At 46.7% G+C, this 23,943-nt stretch carries 19 protein-coding genes; 12 read left to right on the forward strand and 7 right to left on the reverse strand.

Going from position 1 to position 23,943, the window contains the following annotated elements:
* Positions 1–5: 5 nt before the first annotated feature.
* The 6 genes from KOE27_RS19385 (at position 6) to KOE27_RS19410 (ending at position 8,373) form a co-directional block, all read left to right on the forward strand.
* Positions 6–1,724 carry a RagB/SusD family nutrient uptake outer membrane protein gene (locus KOE27_RS19385; RefSeq protein ID WP_215240461.1) on the forward strand — a complete coding sequence of 573 codons (1,719 nt, stop codon included), beginning with the start codon at positions 6–8 and terminating at the stop codon, positions 1,722–1,724.
* Between the two features lie 92 nt (positions 1,725–1,816).
* Entirely contained in the window at positions 1,817–1,981 is a 165-nt protein-coding gene (locus KOE27_RS19390) for a hypothetical protein (RefSeq protein ID WP_215240462.1), read from the forward strand.
* 234 nt (positions 1,982–2,215) lie between these two features.
* On the forward strand, positions 2,216–2,491 hold the full coding sequence (locus tag KOE27_RS19395; RefSeq protein ID WP_215240463.1) for an ArsR/SmtB family transcription factor: 276 nt from the start codon (positions 2,216–2,218) through the stop codon (positions 2,489–2,491).
* A 176-nt stretch (positions 2,492–2,667) separates the two neighbouring features.
* Positions 2,668–3,744 (forward strand): efflux RND transporter periplasmic adaptor subunit, encoded by a 1,077-nt coding sequence (locus KOE27_RS19400; RefSeq protein WP_215240464.1) that lies wholly within the window; start codon positions 2,668–2,670, stop codon positions 3,742–3,744.
* An 88-nt stretch (positions 3,745–3,832) separates the two neighbouring features.
* A complete protein-coding gene (locus tag KOE27_RS19405) occupies positions 3,833–6,949 on the forward strand; it encodes an efflux RND transporter permease subunit (RefSeq protein ID WP_215240465.1) in 3,117 nt (1,038 codons plus the stop codon).
* Between the two features lie 74 nt (positions 6,950–7,023).
* Entirely contained in the window at positions 7,024–8,373 is a 1,350-nt protein-coding gene (locus KOE27_RS19410) for a TolC family protein (protein ID WP_215240466.1), read from the forward strand.
* Positions 8,374–8,418: 45 nt separating this feature from the next.
* On the opposite strand, the gene KOE27_RS19415 is transcribed toward KOE27_RS19410, so the two are convergent.
* On the reverse strand, positions 8,419–9,024 hold the full coding sequence (locus KOE27_RS19415) for an IMPACT family protein (protein ID WP_215240467.1): 606 nt from the start codon (positions 9,022–9,024) through the stop codon (positions 8,419–8,421).
* The gene (locus tag KOE27_RS19420) at positions 9,014–10,201 is read right to left on the reverse strand and encodes an MFS transporter (RefSeq protein WP_215240468.1); all 1,188 of its coding nucleotides are present in this window, start codon (positions 10,199–10,201) and stop codon (positions 9,014–9,016) included. The genes KOE27_RS19415 and KOE27_RS19420 overlap by 11 nt, the downstream gene beginning before the upstream one ends.
* Before the next feature lie 148 nt (positions 10,202–10,349).
* Here KOE27_RS19420 and corA point away from each other — a divergent pair, with 148 nt between their 5' ends.
* Positions 10,350–11,294 (forward strand): magnesium/cobalt transporter CorA, encoded by a 945-nt coding sequence (gene corA, locus KOE27_RS19425; protein WP_215240469.1) that lies wholly within the window; start codon positions 10,350–10,352, stop codon positions 11,292–11,294.
* Positions 11,295–11,351: 57 nt separating this feature from the next.
* On the opposite strand, the gene KOE27_RS19430 is transcribed toward corA, so the two are convergent.
* Together KOE27_RS19430 and KOE27_RS19435 are read right to left on the reverse strand one after the other, a co-directional pair.
* Positions 11,352–12,182, reverse strand: a complete 831-nt coding sequence (locus KOE27_RS19430) for an FkbM family methyltransferase (protein WP_215240470.1) — start codon at positions 12,180–12,182, stop codon at positions 11,352–11,354.
* A gap of 51 nt (positions 12,183–12,233) precedes the next feature.
* Complete coding sequence (locus KOE27_RS19435) at positions 12,234–13,118, reverse strand: glycosyltransferase family protein (protein ID WP_215240471.1); 885 nt, start codon at positions 13,116–13,118, stop codon at positions 12,234–12,236.
* A 209-nt stretch (positions 13,119–13,327) separates the two neighbouring features.
* Between KOE27_RS19435 and KOE27_RS19440 the strand changes: the two genes are divergently transcribed.
* Positions 13,328–14,338, forward strand: coding sequence for a ribonucleoside-diphosphate reductase small subunit (locus tag KOE27_RS19440; protein WP_215240472.1), 1,011 nt, complete (start codon positions 13,328–13,330; stop codon positions 14,336–14,338).
* Between the two features lie 57 nt (positions 14,339–14,395).
* Here KOE27_RS19440 and KOE27_RS19445 read toward each other — a convergent pair whose 3' ends face one another.
* Positions 14,396–14,863: a regulatory protein RecX gene (locus KOE27_RS19445; RefSeq protein ID WP_215240473.1), complete on the reverse strand. Its 468-nt coding sequence runs from the start codon at positions 14,861–14,863 to the stop codon at positions 14,396–14,398.
* A 121-nt stretch (positions 14,864–14,984) separates the two neighbouring features.
* Between KOE27_RS19445 and KOE27_RS19450 the strand changes: the two genes are divergently transcribed.
* From KOE27_RS19450 to KOE27_RS19465, 4 genes are all read left to right on the forward strand, one after another.
* Complete coding sequence (locus KOE27_RS19450; protein ID WP_215240474.1) at positions 14,985–15,800, forward strand: metallophosphoesterase family protein; 816 nt, start codon at positions 14,985–14,987, stop codon at positions 15,798–15,800.
* Positions 15,801–16,140: 340 nt separating this feature from the next.
* Positions 16,141–17,352, forward strand: a complete 1,212-nt coding sequence (locus KOE27_RS19455) for an NAD(P)/FAD-dependent oxidoreductase (RefSeq protein WP_215240475.1) — start codon at positions 16,141–16,143, stop codon at positions 17,350–17,352.
* Positions 17,353–17,415: 63 nt separating this feature from the next.
* On the forward strand, positions 17,416–20,790 hold the full coding sequence (locus KOE27_RS19460) for a PKD domain-containing protein (protein WP_215240476.1): 3,375 nt from the start codon (positions 17,416–17,418) through the stop codon (positions 20,788–20,790).
* A 3-nt stretch (positions 20,791–20,793) separates the two neighbouring features.
* Positions 20,794–21,804 (forward strand): PorP/SprF family type IX secretion system membrane protein, encoded by a 1,011-nt coding sequence (locus KOE27_RS19465; protein ID WP_215240477.1) that lies wholly within the window; start codon positions 20,794–20,796, stop codon positions 21,802–21,804.
* Between the two features lie 25 nt (positions 21,805–21,829).
* On the opposite strand, the gene KOE27_RS19470 is transcribed toward KOE27_RS19465, so the two are convergent.
* Both KOE27_RS19470 and tyrS read right to left on the reverse strand, forming a co-directional pair.
* A complete protein-coding gene (locus KOE27_RS19470; protein ID WP_215240478.1) occupies positions 21,830–22,405 on the reverse strand; it encodes a Uma2 family endonuclease in 576 nt (191 codons plus the stop codon).
* A gap of 157 nt (positions 22,406–22,562) precedes the next feature.
* The gene (tyrS, locus tag KOE27_RS19475) at positions 22,563–23,858 is read right to left on the reverse strand and encodes a tyrosine--tRNA ligase (protein WP_215241685.1); all 1,296 of its coding nucleotides are present in this window, start codon (positions 23,856–23,858) and stop codon (positions 22,563–22,565) included.
* Positions 23,859–23,943: the final 85 nt, after the last annotated feature.

Raw genomic sequence — 23,943 nt, forward strand, 5'->3', positions numbered from 1 at the left:
AAGAGATGAAAAAATTTGTAATCATCCTGTCGTCCGTAGTACTGGGAATTCTAAGTTCCTGCTCGGACTCCTTTCTGGACGTAAACCCTAAAGCAGCGCTCAGCGCCACCACACTGCAAAACAAAACTGGTGTAAATGCCCTGCTTGTGGGCGCGTATGCGCTACTGGATGGCTGGGCAACGGCCGAGGGGGCCTACCGGTCGTACAATGTTGGCGCCGATAACTGGGTTTACGGGAGCGTCGCTTCTGATGACGCCTACAAAGGGACCAATGCCGGTGATCAGCCACCGATATCACTGATAGAGCAGGGCAACATAGCAGCCGACAACATTTATTTCCGCGGAAAATGGAGAGGTATGTACGACGGCATTGCCCGGACAAACGACGTTTTGCAAACATTGGAAAAGGCTACTGACCTTACCGATGCAGAACGCGCTCAGATCATAGCCGAAGCTCGTTTTTTGCGTGGCCACTATCATTTTGAATTGAAGAAAATGTTCAACATGGTACCTTATATTGATGAAAAAACGTACGACCCGCTCAATCTGGAAAGCACCAAGCTGCCCAACACAACAGATATTTATCCCAAAATAGAAGAAGACCTGAAAGCCGCTTACGCTGTGCTCCCCACATCACAATCGCAACCGGGCCGTCCGACCAAATGGGCAGCAGGGGCTTTATTGGCCAAAGTATATCTTTTTCAAAAAAAATATCCGGATGCCAAAGTGCTGCTGGAAGCCATCGTAGCCAGTAATAAATACAGGCTGGTTGACAAGTACCATGATAATTTTCAGGCATCCACCAACAACAATGCTGAATCCATTTTCGAAGTCCAGTATTCGGTCAATGACGGTGCGGCCGGCGGAGAAAACGGAAACATAGGGTCTACCCTGAACTACCCCTATGGTGGCGGAGCTTTCACTACCTGCTGTGGATTTTTCCAGCCATCGGTCAACCTAGTCAACTCGTTTAAAACCGATGCCAACGGATTGCCCCTACTGGATACTTATAATGACACCGACATTCCCAATGATCAGGGAATTGAGTCAACGGCACCCTTTACGCCCTATGCTGGCAATCTGGATCCACGCCTCGACTGGACCGTCGGTCGCCGTGGCATTCCTTATCTGGACTGGGGTATCCATCCAGGAAAGGCCTACATTCGTGATCAGGCATACGCGGGGCCCTATTCCCCTAAAAAACACGTCATGCACAAAACCGACCCCACTTTCTCATCCAACAACCGTTTGAATGCCAACAACTTCCGACTGATACGTTATGCTCAGGTACTCCTGTGGCTTGCGGAGATAGAGGTAGAAGTGGGGGATCTTGAAAAGGCCCGTGGTTATGTGAACCAGATCAGGGCAAGGGCTGCAAAACCGGAAGGGTTTGTGAAAAATGCGGACGGAACTCCCGCTGCCAATTATGTGATCAAAGAATACCCAGCCACATGGACCGACCGGGAATTTGCACGTAAAGCGGTCAGATTTGAAGAACGCCTGGAACTCGGGATGGAAGGAAACCGCCGTTTTGACTTGGTGAGGTGGGGAATTGCCGCTGAAAACATGAATGCGTATTATGCGGTTGAAGGTAATAAACGAGCATACCTGAAAGGCTCTCAGTTTGTAAAGGGCAAACACGAATACTTCCCGATCCCGATACAAGAAATCCTGAACAGCCAGGTAGGCGGAAAAGCCACACTGACACAGAATCCCAATTATTAGTATCTATACCATAACTTACCTAAACTAATCGGAAGACCGGTCGAAAGGCCGGTTTTTTTATGTTTAATTTGTAAAAAAATACCACAACAACCATGAAGATCAACAACGAAAGTGAATATGAAACAGCATCCGAAAGAGCCGACGAACTGTTTGGAGCAAAAAAAGGAACACCCGAGGATATCGAACTCCAGGAAATACTGAAAGCGCTGAAAGATTACGATGACGATTTTATCAGGATGCTGAAAGACAACAGCTAGTAAGAGCCGCAGCAATGTAAAGTACCATCGCAGTACTGATTGTAAATATCTTAAACAAAATTGATCAAGCAGGCCACAGGCCGGTATACAATGGGTTCAACAGATCTTATTTTACCCACTGACTATCCATTTCAAATATTTTTTTCAAGCAAGGGAATTATTTTTAATTCAATAATGTACTACTCTTGATTTTAACATATCAATATATTTATATTCATCAATGCATTAATAACCATGGATGTCAGGAAAGTAGAGCGGATTTCCAAGGCGTTGAGTGATCCGAGCAGAATAACAATTCTACAACAGTTACGTCAAAAAGAGAACTGTTTGTATTGTCATGAGATTGCCGATTTTATTGATCTGACGCAGCCCTCTATTTCTCACCATGTAAAACAACTTGCGGACGCGGATTTGATTGTGCCAGAAAAAGAAGGACGAAACGTAAAGTACAAGCTGAATCAGGCCGTTTTGAACGAATATGTACAATTCCTGAATACTCTTAAAGTCTAAAGTTTTTTTGCTTAAATATATCGATATATTTCAATATTTAAATAATCAAATATATCAAAACTAAAAACAGGCAACCTGCTTCCTGAAAAGGCTCCGCTTCCGCCCGGTGCCCGATATCCTCAGCAGAATGATGAAAACCAGAAACTAATCAATCGAAATATTTAAATAAATCTATAATGGAAAAGACAATCCAATCCACAAAAATCGTATCCGGCCTTGTGCTTGCAGGCTTGATACTAGGCAGTGTATTTCTGAAAGGTTATACTACCAAGGGAACAGCTCCGGAAAAGAAGCCGGTTGTTCCGCAACAACAAGGCATTCCGGTTGACGGACAGGTGATCCGATCGGCATCATTGAACGAAGAAATGACGGTATCAGGTACATTAGTGGCGTTTCAGGAGGTAAGTATCATGAGCGAGCTGAACAGGAAAGTAGTGGCCGTGCAGGCAAAAGAAGGGAAATTTGTAACAGCCGGCACCCTGTTATTCAAACTGGATGACGCAGATCTGCTGGCTGAGCTCGAACAATTGAAGCAACAGGAAAAACTGGTATTGCTCAACGAACAGCGCCTTAAAGACCTGGTGAGCAGAGAAGCCGCAATCCAGCAGGACTATGACCAGGCCTTCACCAACCTCAAGGTGCTTCAATCAAGAATTGAGCAACTGAAAGTAACGCTCTCCAAAACCTCCATCCGCGCCCCTTTCAACGGTTACATCGGGATCGTAAATGTGTATACCGGTGCCTATGTTTCTCCGGGTACTTCGCTGGCACAGCTTACTGATAACAGCAAACTGAAAATTGACTTTGCCGTTCCCGAAAAACATGCGCATACCCTAAAACCGGGCGATGAGGTACACTATCAGGTAGAATCCAATGAAAAGATAAATACTGCCCGAATCATTGCGCATGAGTCTCGCCTGGACCCAAACACCCGTACACTGCTGGTAAGGGCGGTTGGCAACAATGCAGGCCACGAACTTTTACCAGGCCAGAGCGCCCGTCTGACCCTGCGTTTAAACACCACCGGTCAGGCGCTTACGATACCCAACCAGGCGCTGATTCCGTCATCCAAAGGGTACAGTGTGTACGTTGTAAACGGAAACAAGGCCGGATTCAAGCACATTGAAATTGGCCAGCGCAATGCATTTTCAGTACATGTTACCAAAGGACTCGCTGACGGAGATACCATCATTACCAGTAACATGCTGCGCCTGAGCCCTGATACACCCATTCAGCTGGTTGCCGTTCATTAACCGGCCCGTACTCCAGCCGCAAAAGACATTAACACCAAAACACAAAGGCCGCCAGCCAAAACCTGGCAGCCTCTAGCTTATCAACATCATGAGTTCTATTTCACAAGTGAGCATTTCCCGGCCGGTACTGGCCGGGGTAATGTCAGTACTGCTTATCCTTTTCGGGATTGTTGGTTATACCTTTTTAGGAACCCGGGAATATCCCGTCACCGACTCGCCCATTGTGATGGTAACCACCGTTTACCCGGGAGCAAGTGCCGACATCATTGCCTCCCAGGTCACCAAACCCTTGGAGGAAGCCATAGCAGAAGCCAACGGAATCCGCTCCGTTTCCTCAACATCCAGGGAACAGGTGAGTATCATCACCGTAGAATTCGAATTAAATGCAGACCTGGAAGCAGCCGCAAATGACGTCCGCGATAAAGTTTCCAAATCGCGCCAGCAGCTACCGACAGACATAGAGCCAACCATTGTTGAAAAGGCCGGCCCTGCGGATTTCCTCGTATTCCTGACCGTCCAGAGCAAAACCAAAAGCCTGGAAGATGTTACCGATTTTGTTAATATCAATGTGAAGGAAAAACTTCAGTCCATTTCAGGTGTACGACTGGTTGACTCTTACGCCGGAAGAAAACGTGCCATGCGCTTGAGAATGGATCCTGTAAAACTGGCCGCTTACGGATTGACCCCGCTTGATATTCAGAATGCCCTGCAGCGTGAAAATGTGGACCTGCCCAGCGGACGTATTGAAGGAGAAAATACGGAGGTTACCCTGCGTACACAAGGCCGCCTGGTCACAGAGGACGACTTCAACAACATGATCCTCAGGGAAAACGGTGGTGCCATTGTCCGTTTCAAAGATGTTGGCCAAGCCATCATGTCTTCCCAGAATGAAAGGACCGCCATGATCATCTACAACAAAAAGACTGCGGATTACGGGGTTGGTACCGGAGTGAGCCCTCAGCGTGGCGCAAATTCGCTGGCTATTGTTGACGAGTTTAAAAAACGGTTTGAAGAAATCAAGCGGTCCGCTCCAAAAGAATACGAAATTGCGCTGGGCAAAGACTTTACCGTTCCGGTAAGAAACTCATTGTCAGAAGTGGAGGAAACATTATTGCTCGCATTTGGGCTGGTATCCCTGATCATCTTCATCTTCCTGCGCGACTGGCGCAGCACCATTATTCCGCTGGTTGCCATCCCAGTCTCCATTGTCTCTGCATTTTTCATCATGTACATCGCCGGTTTCTCGATCAACGTGCTCACTCTACTCGGCCTGGTGCTGGCCATTGGATTGGTGGTGGATGATGCCATCATCGTTCTGGAAAATATATACAGCAAAGTAGAAACGGGGATGTCACCCGTGATGGCTGCACGACAGGGTTCCGCAGAGATCTATTTCGCTGTAATTTCAACAACCATCACATTGGTGGCGGTGTTTCTTCCCATTCTGTTTCTGGGCGGTTTAACAGGCAGGTTATTTAAAGAATTTGCCATTGTGGTTGCAGGCTCGGTTACCATTTCGGCCTTTGTTGCGCTCACACTGACGCCTATGATGAGCGCCTATCTGTTGAAATCAGGCACTTCAAATAATTGGCTGTATAAAAAGACAGAACCCTATTTTGTAAAACTGAATGATGCATACGGACGGTCCCTGGCAGCTTTTATGAAAGTACGCTGGGTGGGATTCGTCCTGCTGGCCATTTCATTTGGCATAGCTTACTGGCTGGCTCCGAAACTTCCGTCTGAACTGGCACCGCTGGAAGACCGCTCCATGATCGGCCTTGCCGTAATAGCTCCCGAGGGAACGTCGTATGAAAGCATGGAACAAAGCATGAAGGAGATAGGCAATTATGTGAGCGATTCCATCCCTGATTTAAATGCCGAACGGACTTACACGGCCATTGCAGCAGCAGGCGGAACATTGGCGCAGCCTGTAAATGGCGGTTTCCAATGGATATTCCTGAATGAGCCAAAAGATCGTAAAAGCGGACTGACACAACAGCAGATCTTCATGAAACTCGTTGCTGCTTCGCAGAAATTCAGGAACGTGCTGATCATCCCCGTCCAAACCCCAACCATTGGCGGGTACGGGAATACCCAGCCAGTGCAGTATGTGATCCAGGCACCGGGGCTGAAAGAATTGATTGACGTTATGCCAAAACTCATGGCGCAGGTGAGCGGCAACAAAAAACTCATTTTTGCTGATGCAGATTTTAAGATCAACCGCCCGGAAATCAGTATTTCTATTGACCGCCAGCGTGCCGCACAGCTTGGGATTTCTACCCAGGCCATCGGGCAAACGCTTCAGCTTGCACTCAGCAGCCGGAGGTATGGGTATTTTATCCATAATGATCGTCAGTATGAAGTGATCGGGCAGCTGGACCGGGAAGACCGTTCGGCACCTTATGATCTCAGATCGCTGTATCTTAAATCAAGAAGCGGTGAAATGGTATCACTGGATAACCTCACCAAACTCGATGAGGGTATCAGCCCTCCGGCTATCTATCGTTACAACCAGTCATACAGTGCGACGATATCGGCTACGCCCGCGGCAGGTACCAGCCTCGGGGAGGCCATTAAAGAACTGGACAAAATTACCGCAAAGGAACTGCCGAAGGGTTTCAGTACCACCTTGGCCGGCCAGAGCCGTGATTATTCGGAAAGCAGTGACAGCCTTATCTTCGCTTTCATTTTTGCGATTGTATTGATTTACCTTGTCCTTGCAGCCCAGTTCGAAAGCCTGGTAGATCCTTTCATTATCCTGCTCACCGTCCCCATGGCTTTGACCGGCGCACTTTTAAGTCTTTGGTTCACGGAGCAGACCATCAATATTTTCAGCCAGATCGGCATCATCATGCTCATTGGGCTCATCACAAAAAATGGTATCCTGATCGTGGAATTCGCAAACCAAAGCAAGGAAGAAGGAAATAACAGCATCGAAGCCGCGATCCTCGCAGCCGCATCCAGGTTTCGCCCGATCCTGATGACTACACTCGCGATGATCTTCGGAACCTTGCCTATTGCTTTGTCTCTGGGAACTTCATCGGGCAGCCGCCAGTCACTTGGAATCGTAGTAGTCGGCGGATTGATATTCGCAGGTATTTTGACGCTGTACGTAATCCCGGCCATTTATTCTTACTTCTCAAGACCTGTAAAGGCACGTCACACCACCAATCACCAACCGGCTGAAGAGCTGGCACTTCAATAGAAACCTGATTGAGGTACTCCGGGTTGCGGCAGACCCGGCACGCCTCAATCAGGTTCAAAAACAACACCACCATCATGAAAAATCATATTCAGTATTTAAAAACAAAGGTATTATGGCTGGTCATTCTTGCCATTGTACCAATCCTGTCCAAAGCTCAGAACCAGCAACTCTCCTTACAGGAAGCCATCGAAAAAGCCCGGGTTTACAACCGTGATTTACGCATCGATTCCCTGAACATTGCTAAGTCCGCGCGGGAAACAGCCATTACCAAAGGATTGTTATTACCCAGTATCAGCGCAACAGGCCAGTTTCAGCGGTATTTTCAGAGACCCGTTTTCTTTGGACTTAACAGTACCTCCAATTCCGAAGGAATCAGTTACAGCCGCTTTGGCGGGCAGGAAATCACGGGTGCACAGGTTACTTTGGCCCAGCCTTTATACAATGCCGGTGCCAAACATGAAATCCAGAGGAGGCGCCTGCTGGAAAAACAAAGCCGGTTGTTTCATCAGGAAAGGGAAGTGGACGTGGTGGCACGCGTACGGCAGAATTATGTACAGCTACTGGTACTGAACGAGCGGCTTAAACTCCAGAAAGAAAGCATAAGCCGTAACCAAAAAGCACTTGCAGATTCACGCTCGCTGCTGGCACAGGGGCGTGCCCTGCGGGTAGATACCCTGCGTGCCTATACCTCCGTCAGGAACCTCGAGCCGGACGTTTTACGCCTCACCTACGCCCTTCAGATCAGCCAGCAGCAACTGAGCATTCTCATCGGAAATAGTCCCGAAACGCAGTATAATTTAACGGATTCTCTCCGGTTTAATGCTGCCGACTCCCTTCCCACAGAGAGCGGAACATTCAGAACATCCCTGGTACACCGGCCGGATTTCCAGATCCTGAATTTGAATAAAGATATCAACGATAAACAAATTGAACTGTACAAATCAGCCCGTTTGCCGGTTGTCAGTTTCGTAAGCCAGTATCAGATACAAACTCAAACCAATGGGTTAAGGTATGACCAGGCCGGATACCCGCCGGTTTTTTATGCAGGTATTCAGTTTGCGATTCCACTCTTCAGCGGAATGCAGCACGTCAATAAAATTGCAATGGGAAAAATAGAGAGACAGCAAAGCGACCTGATCTATGAAAACGCCCAGGAACAGTTAAAAACGGAAGTAAAGCAGGTACTGGCAAGTTTGTACGAAACTTCACAAAGGATTAAAACACAGCAAAATGTTTCGGAAACAGCCGAACTGAGTTATTCCATCACCAAGTACCGGTACGAAAAAGGGGTAGCTTCCCGCCTTGAACTGACGGACGCCGAATTTGCCCTGACCACCGCAAAATCCAATTATCTGGAAGCGGTATTTGACTACCTGTCGGCAAAAATTGAACTTGACCGTACCATGGGGAAGGCTGAGAATTAGGGATAATGGAAGCGGGAAGAGCAAACTGATTTGCACTTCCCGCAGTCAGACATTTTTCACTGTAAGCCCTTCCACCTTTTCACAACGGGCAATAAAACGTTCCGTCAGGATGGTTCGGACTTCTACTTTCATCCGGCACTGCATTTCAAAGTTTTGTTCCAGAACCGGCAGTTCCATTTCCTTGACAATGCGCATGACGTCGTTCAGCTGAATATAGGCGAAGTTCAGCTCATATACCTGGAACAAAAAACGGGTTACTTTTTCAACGGCTGCCAGGGCGTCTTCGGTAGCCGTTTTGTATGCATTGATCAACCCTGGAACACCCAGCAACGTGCCTCCGAAATAGCGGACCACAATCACCAGCAGGTTGGTGACATTCTGAGAGTAAAGCATATTCAGGATGGGCCTTCCTGCAGTACCCGAGGGCTCGCCGTCGTCCGACATGCGATAGCTCATCCTGTCCAACCCCAGGCGGTAGGCATAACAATGATGCACCGCTTTGGGATGCAGTTCCCTGACCTGAATAAGATATTCCTTCGCGTCATCTTCCGTTCGGATCGGGAAGGCATACGCTATAAATTTGCTCCCCTTATCCTTAAAAAATCCTTCGGAGGGTTGGGCAATGGTCTGATAACTGTCGTCAAATAACACGCGCCTCCTTTCTTTTGTGATAATAAAAATACAGCGCAAACACCAGTCCAAGCAAGGCAAAGCCAGCCATGACATTAAATACCAGCGGGAAATTCTCGTAACGGTTGGCAAAGAGCGATGCCGACAAAACCGCGCCTATTCCTATGCCCGCTTCCAGTGTAATAAACATGGTGGCCAGAGACCGTCCACGGTTATGGTCTCCGCTCTGGTCTACCGTCCAGGCAGAAAGGACAGGCGATAAAATCCCCATACTGATCCCAAAGAAAGCTGCGCCCGTCAGAAACGTCGTGACATTGTGCGCATATCCTGTAACGACCATCGATACAATCAGTACCACACAACCCACTACCGTAACCGGAATTCTGCCCCGCCGGTCGGAAATTCTTCCGGCGAACAACCGGACCAGAATGGAAAAGATGGTAAATACCATAAAGTAAATCCCGCGGTTGGACAATCCCAGAAACCTGCTGAAATCAGGAGTGAGCGTTGACACCGCTCCAAAGCCGAAATAAATTACGAAGGTGATCAGTGCCGGTTTGTATACGTCGGGTTCAAAAATATCACGCGGGGTAATTTTAAAAGCATCCAGTGAAAACGCCTGTTTTTTCGCCAGTGTTTCTTTCATGTTAACGAGGATCAAAATAGATAACAAGGCAAAAACCGACGAGGTATAAAACAATACATTAAGCGAAAACCAGTTACTGATCATACTTCCGACAGCCGGCCCGAACGCCGAACCCAACCCCATACACATCCCATGAATCCCCAAAGCTTCTCCCCTTCGGTTGGCCGGTACGATATCTGCCACATAAGCCGAGGTACCCGTGGGTTTAAAACCGGTGGAGAAACCGTGCACGAGTCTCAAGAGTAGAAACGGCATGACGGTGGTGAAAACAGGATAAAGAAATCCGCAGATAAAGCAAACCAACGATCCGAAGGCCATGACGGGGACCCGCCCGATACGGTCGGTAAGCCTGCCGCTGAAAGGTCTCGACAAACCGGCCGTCAAAGTAAAAAGGCCAATAATAAATCCTTTGTATTCAGCCCCTCCCATGTTTGTCAGATAGGATGGAAGCTCAGGAATCAACATATTAAAACTCGAAGAAAACAAAAACGAACTTAACCCGAGCAGCCAGAATTGTGTAGTAAAAATTCCTTTGGAAGTACTATTTTGCATGCGGTAAAATTACAAGAAAGAAAAACGTTTCACGCACGGTTCAGAATATTTTATGGAAAAGGAACGGCAAACTTTACCCAGGGTGTTTTTTTCTTGTCATTGCAGTATCATGCCTTACTTTCTGCTTCTTTTTTAACAATTTTAAAACATGGTACGTATTTTTTACAAGGAAGGGCGGCAGATCAGAAGAGAAAATGATATCCGCGAACTGGGAAATGTTAAAAATCTGCTTTGGGTAGACTTGCAGTCGCCTTCGGCGGAAGAAGAGGAATGGGTTGAAAACAAATGTGAAATAAGTTTCCAGACACCTCAGGAAATCGTTGAAATTGAAAGCAGTTCGAGGTTTTTTGAACAGAACGATACCATCAACGCCAACTCCAACTTTTTAAGGATCGAGCGCGATGGTTATGAAACCTATCCGGTTTCGTTCATTTTACACAAAAATGTACTATTCACCTACCGCCGGGGAGATTCCAACACTTTTGCGGATACGGTCAAAAAAATGAAGGTTAGCCCGGATACCTTTCAAACCGGGGTAGACTTTATGCTCATGCTGCTGGAAACGCGCATTGAGGCAGATGCCGATTCGCTGGAAGCTATTTCCAGGGATATCTCCGCGATCAGCAAGGACCTGTCCCACGAACAGAAAGCACGGCAGGAAGTACTGATTCGCATCAGCGGCCTGCAGGAAATTACGATGATGCTGCGCGAAACCAGCATTGACAAGCAGCGCGTTCTTTCGGGTATCCTGAGAAGCCAGTATTTCCCGGAAGACCGGAAAGAACATTTGCGGATCATATTAAAAGACATCAGTTCGCTGCTGGAATATACCACTTTCAATTTTGAGCGGCTGGAATATCTCCAGAATACCTTCATGGGTCTGATTAATCTGGAACAGAGCCAGGTGATCAAAATCTTCACCGTGGTGACGATCATCTTTATGCCTCCCACGCTTATTGCAGGTATATTCGGAATGAATTACGATCACATCCCTACCACGGGACATGTCTGGGGATTTTGGGCTTCCCTTATCCTGATGATCGCTTCGTCCCTGATTGTGTTATGGTTTTTCAGAAGGAAGAAATGGATTTAAAAATCCCCCGGTTATTCCGGGGGATCAAAAAGCCTGTTAAATCAATAACTTGCTGAATTACTCTGCGTTTGCGATGGCATAAAAATTAAAGGTTTTCCATCTGTTCATATCCTTCGGGCCTTCCAGCTTTATAATTTCTGCGTTTTCGTCGAAATCCGAAAAGTAATAGAGCGTATAATCCAGATCCGCCACGATGTTGTACAGTTCCGCCCGTTCTTCGGAAGTGGCTCTTGTAAAACACTCAGCCACCAGCACAGGCTTATATTTCGTCAGCAAATTACCTATGGAGCCAATTACCTCCTTGTCTGCGCCTTCCACATCCACTTTGATAAATGAAAGCTTGGGCAATAGCGCCCGGTAATTTTTTTCAAGGAATTTTTCAAGATTAATCCCCGTAATCTTCTGTGGTAACTGAAACGCTCCCTGGTCGGAAACGATTTCGTTGGAAATTCCACCATTACCGAAAGATGCCTCTGACGAATGATAATAGAATTCTCCTTCATCCTTGGTGATGGCGTAAGGAAATGGGGCTATATTGGTTTTATCCCGATTGAGTTTCACATTCTCTTCCAGAATTTTGTAAACATGTGGATTGGGGTCAAAACCTATTGTTGTTCCGGTTTTACCTGCTGCCAGGGCCATGGGCACCGTAGTATCTCCTATATTGGTACCGATGTCAATACAAAGTGCGCCTTTGGGAATGAATTTTTTAAAGAAATTGACTTCTTCCTGTGATATAACTTTGGGCGTTACCAATGGATTGTTCCAGTTGGCGAAGGCGATTTCGCCTTCTTCTTTCAGGATAAATTTACTGACCGTATGCGAATATTCTTGAAACTGACGACGGGCCTTTTTCCTGGCAAATGATTTTTTCAGATAGTCGAGCATACAAAAGATAAAGTATAGAGGTTGTACGGTGTAAGTAATTTTTAAAGAAAGTTAAATAAATCTATAATTCCGAAATTCAAAAAGCCTCCTGCCGGTTTTCTTTTCAAACCAGTATAACAGCGCATCTTTCAGCTTGAACTTCTTCTTGCTAAGATCCAGGTCCACTTTCCAGTTTTGCGAAGCGATGCGCCGTTTCATCACAGCAGGATGAGTACCAGTGAATAATTTAAGAGAATCAAAAGCACTGTAATCAAAAAAGTCTTCGGATTTCAATACTCTTTCCCACTCTTCGTCGTCTTTCCAGAAGCGGCTGACATTCTTCATCTTCGTTTTCATCTGCACCGGGCTTTTCACCCAGCCATAATGATAGATTGCCGCTCCCGAATGTTTTACATTCAACTTTTCAGTACCCTTTCTGAATCCCTGGGCATCGCGGTACGCAGCTATTTTGCGCTGCGACAATCCGGCTTCATTCCTCACTATCCTGATCTCCCGACGGTACCATTTACGGCTGTCGCCATAATAATCATAGGTTCCGTAAAAGTGAACATAATCAAACAGCAAACCTTCTACCCGTTGATCCCCGACGTATTTTTCACAGGAATCTCTGATGACCGCATGATATTTCTCATGTAAAACCTCATCTCCCTGAATATAAAACGCCCAGTCGGAATCCGTAGCTACCTGCTTCAATGCTTTGTCGGTTTCCACGGCGAGTACCTTTCCCCCTTCCCGTAAGGTCATATCCCACTCCGATTCTACGATCCGGATCTTGGGCGAAGGAATACTCCGGATTAACCCCAGTGTATCATCATCACTTTTACCCACACTCACTAACATCTCGTCAACCACAGGCAGAATGGATTCAATTGCTTCCACAATCGGGTAGTCGTTCTGAATGGCGTTGCGGATGATGGTAAATCCTGAAATTTTCAATTTTTTACTGATATTTAAAAGATTGCTGCCGACAAAGTTAAGTCAATCCCGAAAAGAATTTTTCTAAATACCAATATCATTTTGATGGATACAACCTTGAGATTCCGCCTCAAAGGGTGTAGATTTGTTTTGCCCTCGTTTCCGAAGTTCGGGTTTTTACCCGAATTATAAAATGCAAGTACTGGTCTCTGAAAATTTATAACTTAACTATGTCACAAGAAATTACGAAACCGGGGATAGCACCTGAGCCCCTGTTGGTTGAAGATCCTTTGCGTTTTGTTTTATTCCCTATCAAACACAACGATATATGGGAGATGTACAAAAGACATGAAGCCTCATTTTGGACGGCCGAAGAAATTGACCTCTCGCAGGACCAGAAAGACTGGGAAAACCTCAACGATGGAGAACGTCATTTTATATCGCACGTACTGGCATTCTTTGCAGCCTCAGACGGTATCGTAAATGAAAACCTGGCCGTCAACTTCCTAAGTGAAGTACAATACGCCGAAGCCAAATGTTTTTACGGCTTTCAGATTGCAATGGAAAATATCCATTCCGAAACGTATTCCCTGCTAATTGATACTTACATTAAGGACCCCACAGAAAAAGACCATTTGCTGCGGGCCATTGATACCATACCCTGCGTACAGAAAAAAGCAGAGTGGGCTTTAAAATGGATTAACAGTCCGGTTTTCGCTGAACGAATTATTGCTTTTGCTGCCGTGGAAGGCATTTTCTTTTCAGGCTCTTTCTGTTCCATATTCTGGCTGAAAAAACGCGGTTTAATGCCAGGCCTATCCTTCTCTAACGAGCTCATATCCAGAGATGAAGGCTTGCATTGCGAGTTTGCATGTTTATTATATACCCAGCATATCGTCAACCAGCTACCGCCCGAACGCGTGATTGAGATCATGCTGGATGCCGTGAGAATAGAGCAGGAGTTTGTGACGGATGCATTGCCCGTTTCACTTATCGGGATGAATGCGGAGCTCATGAACCAGTACATTGAGTACATAGCCGATTTCTGGCTTGAACGCCTGGGCTGTCCCAAGCAGTTTGGCTCTGCCAACCCATTTGACTTTATGGAGCTGATATCCCTTCCGGGAAAAACCAATTTCTTTGAAAAACGGGTGGGCGAATATCAGAAAGCCGGCGTGATGAGCGGCGTGAAGGACAAGGAATCGGGAGGCCACAAGATATCTTTTGAAGAAGATTTCTGATCCTGATTATACTATCGAGTGCAAAGGGCTGGGGGAAATAGTACCTCCGGTCCTTTGTTATTTTGCCCGGCCTGTCATTTCGTCAATAACTTTCCATACCAGTTCCGCCTCGTAACCCTTCCCCAAAGCAAACCGAGCCAGTTTCTGTTTGAGTCTGAAAGGATCCGTTTCCTTATCGGTTAAGGAGTCTCTCTTTTTAACCAAAAGCTCCTGCAGCCCCAGCAGATAGGTCCCTGATTCAATTTCTGCCATCCCTTTTTCAATGCTATACTCGCTGAGCCCTCGCCGGTGCAACTCCTGCCTGATCTTCATCTTCCCCCAGTGCTTTATCCGGTGCTTCCCGCCAGCGTAAGTTTTGGCAAACCTTTCCTCACTGAGATAGTTCAGGGATATAAGTTCTGCAATAAGCTCATCGGCTTCCTCCCCCCATACGTTCCATTTTTTAAGCCGCTGACGTACTTCATCCTGCGTCCGCTCCTGATAAGCACAATACGATGCTGCTTTTTGAAGAATAAGACGGTCCATCTTAAAACTTTGCCTGTGTTAAATAATCTTAAATAAGACACAAGATTAAAGAAAATATCACTCTGGAATAATTATTTTTGGATGAATTAACCTGACGGACCCCGCCGTAACCTTTTCCAAGATGAGCCTAAAGAGACGTTCCTTTCTAAAAACAATTCCAGCACTGTCGGGACTGACGATGCTGCCATCCGTGCCCAATGCGAAGCACCAGGCAGGTACTGCTCTGCGGATATTAGTGGCTTCTGATGGCCATTTTGGCCAGCCTGATACCGACTATCAGAAATTCCATGCGGATCTGATCGGGTGGATTAACCAGGAAAAGGTGCAAAAGGGAGTTGACTTTACCGTCTTCAACGGTGACCTGGTCCATAACGATCCCAATTTATACTATGATCTTAAGTCAACTTTGGCCAACCTGCGTGTACCTTATTATGTCACAAGGGGAAATCATGATATGGTAGCGCTGGACGTATGGCAGAGTACCTGGGGATACCCTACCAACCATAGTTTCGTGAAAGGTGACTATGCCTTTATACTCGGAGATACCTCCAATGAAAAGGGCGAGTATATCTGTCCGGATCCTGTCTGGATGAAAAAAGAAATTGCGAAACACGCCGATAAAAAAGGCATATTCATATTCCTGCACATCACTCCGGTGAAATGGACAACGCACGCCATTGAATGCAAGGAAGTAACTGACCTGTTTGAGAACACAAAGAATGTAAAAGCCATTTTCCACGGCCACGATCACGATCAGGACGGAACAAAAATGCTCGGTAAAAAACCTTACTTTTTCGACGGGCACTTCGGGGGAAGCTGGGGAACTTCCTACAAGGGATACCGGATTATTGAGATTTTCGAAGACGATACCTGGACCAGTTACCAGTACAATCCGACAGCCGCACCCGTTTTAAATAGTTTTACAGGAAAAATATAAAATCACACCCACCAAGCACTACTTACTCAACGTTCTCCTCGTTCAATAGGCTGATCAGACTTAAGTATTCTGGTTCCATTATCTAAGGGAGTATTTTCAGGGTTTGCGTGATACACCGTTTTGGCATATTGAATCAGTTTTAATGCAGCATCTAACCGCTCCTGCGGCGTTTTGCTCCACCAATACGCTTGTCGTATGGCGGGATATCTTCAAATCTGTCCGATTTTATTATTTTTCCCATCATTCAAATTTACAACTTAAATCAACACCGGCAGCCTTCGGCCATTCATCTGGCATAGTTTTTAAATATTGTTGAAACTGTACTTATCCCTATCTATTCATGGATCTGATCAGTGGCCAACCCTGGTGGTTTTATAAAAACGGCATATCGAATGCCTATCCTTCCCTTACACAAAATACCAAAGAAGAAGTCGTTATCATGGGTGGCGGTATTACGGGCGCATTACTGGCATGGCACCTTACACGGGCCGGATTTCCGGTAATCGTTCTTGAGAAACGGCATATTGGCATGGGCAGTACCTCGGGAAGTACCGCATTGCTCCAGTATGAAATTGATACCATGCTGACAGACCTGATTGGGATGATTGGTGAAAAAAACGCGGTCCGGAGCTACCAGCTTTGTGTAGAAGCCATTTACAAGGTTCAGCTGATCTGTAAAAAACTAAAGGTAAAGACGGACTTTGCCCTCCAGAAGAGCATTTATTACGCATCTGTTTTAAAGGATCGGGACATTCTTCGGAAGGAATTTGAAGCACGCAAAAAAATGGGCATTGATGTGGAATGGTGGGACAGGGAAACGATCAGGAAAAATATCCCCGATCTCAATAAAAGTGCAGCGATCCTCTCCCACGACGGAGCCCAGATAGACGCCTATCAGTTCACTCATTTTTTATTACAGGATTGCATTTCCAAAGGTGCCAGGGTATATGATACCGTGGAAGTTACTGAGATAAAACACCATAGCCGGGGAGTTACGCTAATGCTTGACAACGGCTTTAAATTAGACACTAAAAAGCTCGTCATCGCAAGCGGGTATGAGTCTCAGAATTACCTCTCCAAAAGGGTTGTAAGGCTGCATTCTTCCTACGCCATCATCAGCAAACCGATAGATAACCAAAAGGAGCTTTGGTATGAAAATGCTATGTTATGGGAAAGTGCGAGACCCTATCTCTACATGCGCACCACGGCGGATAAACGCATGCTGATCGGGGGAAAAGACGAGATGTTCAGCAGTGCAGTGAAACGGGACAAGCTTCTGCACAAAAAAAGCCTTCAACTTGAAAATAATGCCAAAAAGATATTCCCCCACCTTCCTTTTGTAACGGATTACAGCTGGTGCGGCACCTTTGCCGAAACAGAAGACGGGCTGCCATTTATCGGGTCAGTGAAGGAACATCCGGATACTTACTTTGCACTTGGCTTCGGCGGAAATGGTATACTTTTCAGCATTCTCGCAGCCGAAATTATCACGGATCTGATGCAGGGAAAGAAAAATAGAGATGCGGAGATTTTTAAGTTTGACAGAATATGAAAATATACTAACTTCCGTGCTGTTAAGTAACCTCCCAGAACTTTATCAGTACTAACCCTCATTTTGAAACCCTTATACTGCCTGCTCTTCCTGATTTTCCTCAGTTTGGTGACCTATGCGCAGGAACGCGTTGACATCACAACCTGCGAGGGAACGGGCACCGGTATCGTTTGTGTTGCCCCGGGAGATTCGCTCTATAAACTTTGTGTGAAAGTAGCGACCGGACCGTGTACCGATAAAAATTACACCATCGACTGGGGCGACGGAAAAATCGAAAATATTGTTTTAAACTCAACACTGACTTTAAATCACGAGTATGACCTGCGGAACTTCGTCCGGAACTGTTCCAACGGAGAATTCAAGGTCAGTATTTTTGTTGAGAACAAAACCTGCCCGAACGACAACAAAGGCTTCAGGGTAACATTTAACAAAAAACCAGAAGCAAAACCGACGGTTCCAGCGGCATGTGAAGGATCATCGTTTAACATAACCAACAACAGCTGCCCCACTTCCTCGGATATTAAGTTTTTATGGGAATTCAGCGACGGACAAACCAGTACCTCCACCTATCCAAACGTATCGTTTACGGACCCAAACAAAACGTACCACGTCAAACTTACCGCCACTTCGGCAACCTGCGGAAGCAGTACCAGCGAACTGGATTTCAAAATGACGAAACTCCCCGTTGCCGACTTTAAGACAACAGGGCTGAGTGTCATAGACGGTGATTCCGTCGTCTGTCTTTCCGGAGGCGCTGTACTGACCGTAGACGGTACCCCCTCCATTGACGAGACAGGATACCAATGGCAGATTTCCGGGAATTTTTCTTATCAGGACAATACCAATTCCCGCTCGGGTATCATTAAAATCAAACTCAACCAGGCAGGTACTTATACCATCCGCCTGGTGACCACCAACAGCTGCGGCAACTCGCGGCCGCTGGTAAAAACCGTTAAAGTTATCTCCCTGCCAGTCCTAAGCCTGACGCCCCAGCCCGACGTTTGTGAGGAAATTAAATATAAAATAAGCAACCCACCAACAGGAGCAACCTATACACTGAACGGACAGCCATTGGATCCCACCCAGGAAGCAACTTTACCCCTTTCTGCAACGCCCTATATCATTACAGCGAGCTTATCCAACGCCTGCGGCACACAAATGGTAGCCGACACATTCACAGTATCCGCAGCGCAACCCGTTAAAATTATTTCATTTCCAAGAGATACCACCCTTTGTGTGAGTACCGTAGCTATGCCGCTGAACGCCAATATTCCTGGCGGTGTATGGAGTACCCAGGGGGTTGAAACCCAGAACGGCAAAAGCGTTTTTGTTCCGAAAACAGCCGGAGAATATACCATTTCCTATACCAAAGGAACCGGAAAATGTCTCACAACGGACGCGGTGCATGTGAAGGTAGACGGGCTTCAGGTAACCGTCACCGACCAGGCCATTTGTGCAGGTACTCAATTTATAAAACTTCAGGGCAGCCCGGCTGGTGGAAAATGGACCACGTCTGCCTGCTCCGGCTGCATCAGGAATGATACGCTCATCACAGCCTCCCTTTCGGCCAGCCCGATAGTAGTAACCTATGAGGCAGGTAATCAAACCGGATGCAAGGCAACAGCGGATGCAAAAATTACAATAGGGCAGCCAAAAGCTGGTTTTGAGATTGCAGGAGGGTGCACCGGTTCGGCATTCAGGCCTGTCAACAATTCTTCCGGAGCAAGTGCCTACACCTGGCTGGTAAATGGAAATAACGTGTCATCGGAAGCCCGCCCTTCGTTAAATCTTCCGGCGGGAATTCAAAAAATTACTTTGATTGCAAGATCCGGAAACTGTTCCGACACGATCAGTAAACAGGTGACGATCACCCCACCTCCTTCACCCGTAAGTTTTACACCCAGCGAAACCCTCGGCTGCGCACCGCTTCGTACCACTTTCTTAATAAACGGAACACCTGACATAAACGCAGAATATACCTGGACGTTTGGAAACGGCAGTACTTTCACCGGCGCGGCACCTCCCGCTCAAATATTTGAAAATAACGAAAAAATAAACCGCACCTACACCGTTACACTGGCATCCAAAAATGGCTGCGGTCTGGAAACATTCAGTAAGGAGGTGGTGGTAAGGCCCTTCGTTCAGGCGGAAATTGGCGTAGATTCCACCACAATTCGCTGTACACCTGCCAGGATGCTTTTTTCCAATCGTTCAACAGGTCACGACAAGGCCGCGTCCCGCTGGATTTTCGGGGATGGTATTATTCAGCAAACAGGCCAGGATACGTTGTACCATACTTTTATGGCGAAGGACACGGCCGTTACCTATCAGGTCCAGTTAGAAATATCCAGTGTGTGTGGCCTGGACACCGCCAAGGTGGAAATCAAAGTTTTCCCAAATGATGTGAAGGCTCTTTTTACTATTTCAAAGTCTATCGTCTGCCCGGGTGAAACCATCCAGTTCAAAGATGCCACCGTCCCCAAGCCCACCCAGTGGTTATGGAAATTCGGAGATGGCAGCGTTTCAACCCTTGCCAATCCTACCCACTCATTTGCACAGCCGGAAAAGGAATTTAAAGTAACCCTGACAGCCTATACAACCTGCGGTTACGATTCTACCCAGCTGACCGTTAAAACAACAACAGCACCAACAGGCAGCTTCACCGACGTTCCTGTGGCATGCCAGGGCTCGGAGGTACAGTTCGTGAACAAGTCCGACACCAGCCTGGGGTTTGTCTGGGACTTTGGTGACGGAACACCACAGGATTCTACCAATTACTCTCCCAGCCATACCTATGCTGTTTCGGGAAATTACGCAGCCTCACTTTATGTATTCCGCGGCTCTCAAACCTGCAAAGTACTGGCAAAAAAGACAGCAATTTCTGTCGTTTCCGCGCCAGTTGCAAAATTCGGATTTCAGGGAGACTCCCTGTTTTGCGCTCCGGGGCCTGTAAGTATCCTGAACTTATCAGAAAATGCGGACAGCTATCAATGGTCCTTCAGTGATGGCAGAACTTCTGATGTAAAAAACCCTTCCCTGCCGTTTGAAGAAGGGTTGTACAGTGTGAAACTCATTGCCGGCAAAGGTGGAGTCTGCCGTGATTCCCTTGAACGAATGGCAGCATTTGCTGTGCAGCACTGCCAGGTTGATATCCCCCAGGCATTCACACCAAACGGTGACGGTGTGGGCGACAGATATACGCTGTTCGGGAATGGAATACTTAAAATCAACTCATTACGAATACGTAATCGCTGGGGTGAAATGGTTTTCGAAGCAAAAAATATCCCTGCCGGCAGCCAGCAACCCGGTGAATCATGGGATGGTAACTTCGGAGGAAAACCTGCTCCTGCAGACATGTACGTATATGAAGCAGAAGTGCTGTATATCGACAACCGGATTTCGGATAAACTCAGAGGAAATATTTATCTGGTGCGATAGGTTATGAAACAAATTTTCCAATTTCTTGTTCTGGTACTGCTCCATACACATTGGGCAAAAGGCCAATCGCCCCAGTTTTCTCAGTTTTATGCCAACCCTATTTACAGTAATCCAGCACTGGCAGGAGATGCCGGTACGCCCCGCTTTATAGCCAATTACCGCAACCAGTGGGCCTCGGTGGGTACTGCTTTTCAGACAGCGGCTTTCTCTTTCGATACATACGCCGAAGACGCCGGTGTGGGGCTGGGCTTTCAGGCACTGCACGACCAGCGCGGCCATACGCTGAGGAGCAGCCAGTTATCGGCACAAGCTTCAAAACTGGTATATCTGGACGGGCAAAAAGAATACCGGCTCATAGGAGGACTTCAGGGTACCTGGACGTCCAACACCTGGAACGGCGATGACCTGTCCTACGTATCTCAGTTTCTGGGCACTGCGGATCCTCTCGCTACTATGGCCGTGACCCAAAACCGTGTATCTGCTTCTGCCGGTTTTATCCTGGAATATGTCCCCAGTTCAGCTTATGATGCTACCTACTGGCTGAGCAGCGCCTGGCATAATATTGGTGTTAACCAGGACGTCAGTATCGAACACCAGCGAATTAACATCCAGGTCGGCACTAAAATCCCTATTGACATCCCTCCGTTTTTTGGCAATAATCTTGGCAGCGACCTGGATCGGGAAAGTGCCCTGACGATGGCACTTCAGGTCAGGAAACAGGGGCCAAGCAGGCAAATGGATGCAGGTTTCAACATCATTGCTTCACCGCTTTTATTTGGCGTATGGTACCGGGGAATGGTATGGGGAGCCACCCGCCGTGATGCCCTGATCGGGACGGTTGGGTGGGCCCGTGGGAACATCCTGCTGCAAACAAGTTATGATCTTCCCGTTTCGTCTCTTGGCCTGGATACCGGGGCTTTCGAAATTTCGGTATGGTATGGAATTGACGCTCTTTTTAGGTTCACAGGCAAAGGCGGAAATGACCGGCGGGGAAGAAAATGTCTGAGATATTGACCGGGAAAGACTTTGGAATGCAAAACTATTCTTCAAAAATATCCCTCACTGAAATCTCAAAGCCTGGAATAATTTCTGATCCGAGCATCCCTTCTTTTAATTTCTGCGCAAGCTGAAATTGCTGCTGATCCAGTAAGTATTGTTCGACAGTCTTATTTTCAGGATCTACAATCCAATATTCTTTGATACCATGCAGGGCGTAATCTGTCATTTTTATACCATAATCACGCTCTTTCGTACTTTCTGAGAGTATCTCCAGGATAAAGTCCGGAGGAGGAAAAGCGGATTGAATCTGCCAGAAGGTTACGGTCTGCTCTTTCGCCCAAAAACAGATATCCGGTTCATAATCATTTCTTGTCAGCCGGATCATAACCTTTTCAACTCCGACCTTCCCCAAATCATTATCTTTTACATATGGCAACAAACGGGCCAGAATATTGGAAGAAGCCATCCAATGTCTACCATATACCGGAGAATGATAAACTATCTCTCCAAGAATAAATTCCGCCTTTCGGTTTTCATCTACCGTCGCCCAAAAGGTATGCCGTTTGATTTGTTCTTCATGCCAAATCTTTTCTAGATCATCCAGCAGGTTCCTCAAATCCGGAGTTTTGAGCAATTCCTCTCTTACGTTCGTCCAGGTATTTTGAGATTTTGAACTCATAGTAATTGAATCATAACCGAAGATACTGAATAGAAAGAAGAGATCAAATGGAAAAAAACACCCCGGATTTCAGTTCCACGCTTTGCGGATTCAGTTATATCACCTTCACCAGGTGGTTTTTCTTCCCTTTGGAAACCAGCAGAAAGCGGTCCTGCAGCAAAGCAAAATCCGTTAACATCTGCTCGGCCGACTTTACCTTTTCCTTGTTGATACTCACCGCATTTTGCTGAATGGCACGGCGTGCTTCACTCTTGGATGGGTATATCTCCCCTCTTGTAACCGTGGAAACAAGATCGGTTATATTAGCAACTCCCTGCCATTCGGCCTGAGATATCTCCGTTTGGGGAACTCCATCAAAAACAACATCAAATTCATCCGCCGCTATGCTTTGCAGCGTTTCCAGCGTTGCTTTTCCAAACAATACCTCGGATGCCTTTAAAGCAAGCTGAAAATCTCTCTCGGAGTGAATCCGGATGGTGAGCTCCTCTGCCAGTGCTTTTTGCATCACCCGCAGGTGAGGAGCTTCCGCATGCTGTGCCTCGAGGCTTTCAATTTCCGCCTTAGCCTTCAATGAAAAAACACGTAATAACCTCGGACTATCGTCATCACTCTGGCTCAGCCAGAACTGATAAAACTGGTATGGTGACGTGCGTGAGGCATCCAGCCAGATATTGCCACCTTCACTTTTCCCGAATTTGGACCCGTCTGATTTAGTCAAAAGCGGGGTGGTGAGTGCGTATGCTTTGAAATACCCTTCTTCATCTCCTTCTTTTCTGCGGATGATTTCCGTACCAGTGGTGATGTTCCCCCATTGATCCGAACCACCCATCTGAAGGCGGATGTTATTATGTTTATACAAATGGTAAAAATCGTATCCCTGTAAAAGCTGGTACGAGAATTCAGTAAAGGATATACCGGTTTCCAACCGTTTCTTAACTGAATCTTTCGACATCATATAATTGACACTCAGGAATTTACCAGCTTCACGAAGAAACTGGAGAAAACCCATGTCCTTAAACCAGTCGTAATTATTGACCATCACTGCAGAATGCTCCCCGCAGTCAAAATCCAGGAATTGTTCCAGCTGTTTTTTAATCCCAGCCTGGTTAATCCGTAGTGTATCCTCGTCCAGAAAAGACCTTTCAGCTGCTTTAAAAGAAGGGTCCCCGATCATCCCCGTGGCACCTCCCACCAGCGCGTAAGGCTTGTGCCCGGCACGCTGAAAATGAACGAGCAACATAATCGTAGCCAGGTTACCAATATGTAGAGAAGAAGCCGTGGGGTCAAAACCGATATAACCGGAAGTCATTTCCTTTTTCAGTTGCTCATCGGTACCGGGCATCATGTCGTGCAGCATGCCTCTCCAGCGTAATTCTTCTATAAAATCAATCTTCATTTTTAACTATTTTCTTGTAATTCAAAATCGAACCGCAAAGGTAACCCTTATCGGTTTTAGAAACATAGGGATTACAAAC

The organism is Dyadobacter sp. CECT 9275 (assembly GCF_907164905.1).
In the GTDB taxonomy this organism is placed as follows: Bacteria; Bacteroidota; Bacteroidia; order Cytophagales; family Spirosomataceae; genus Dyadobacter; species Dyadobacter helix.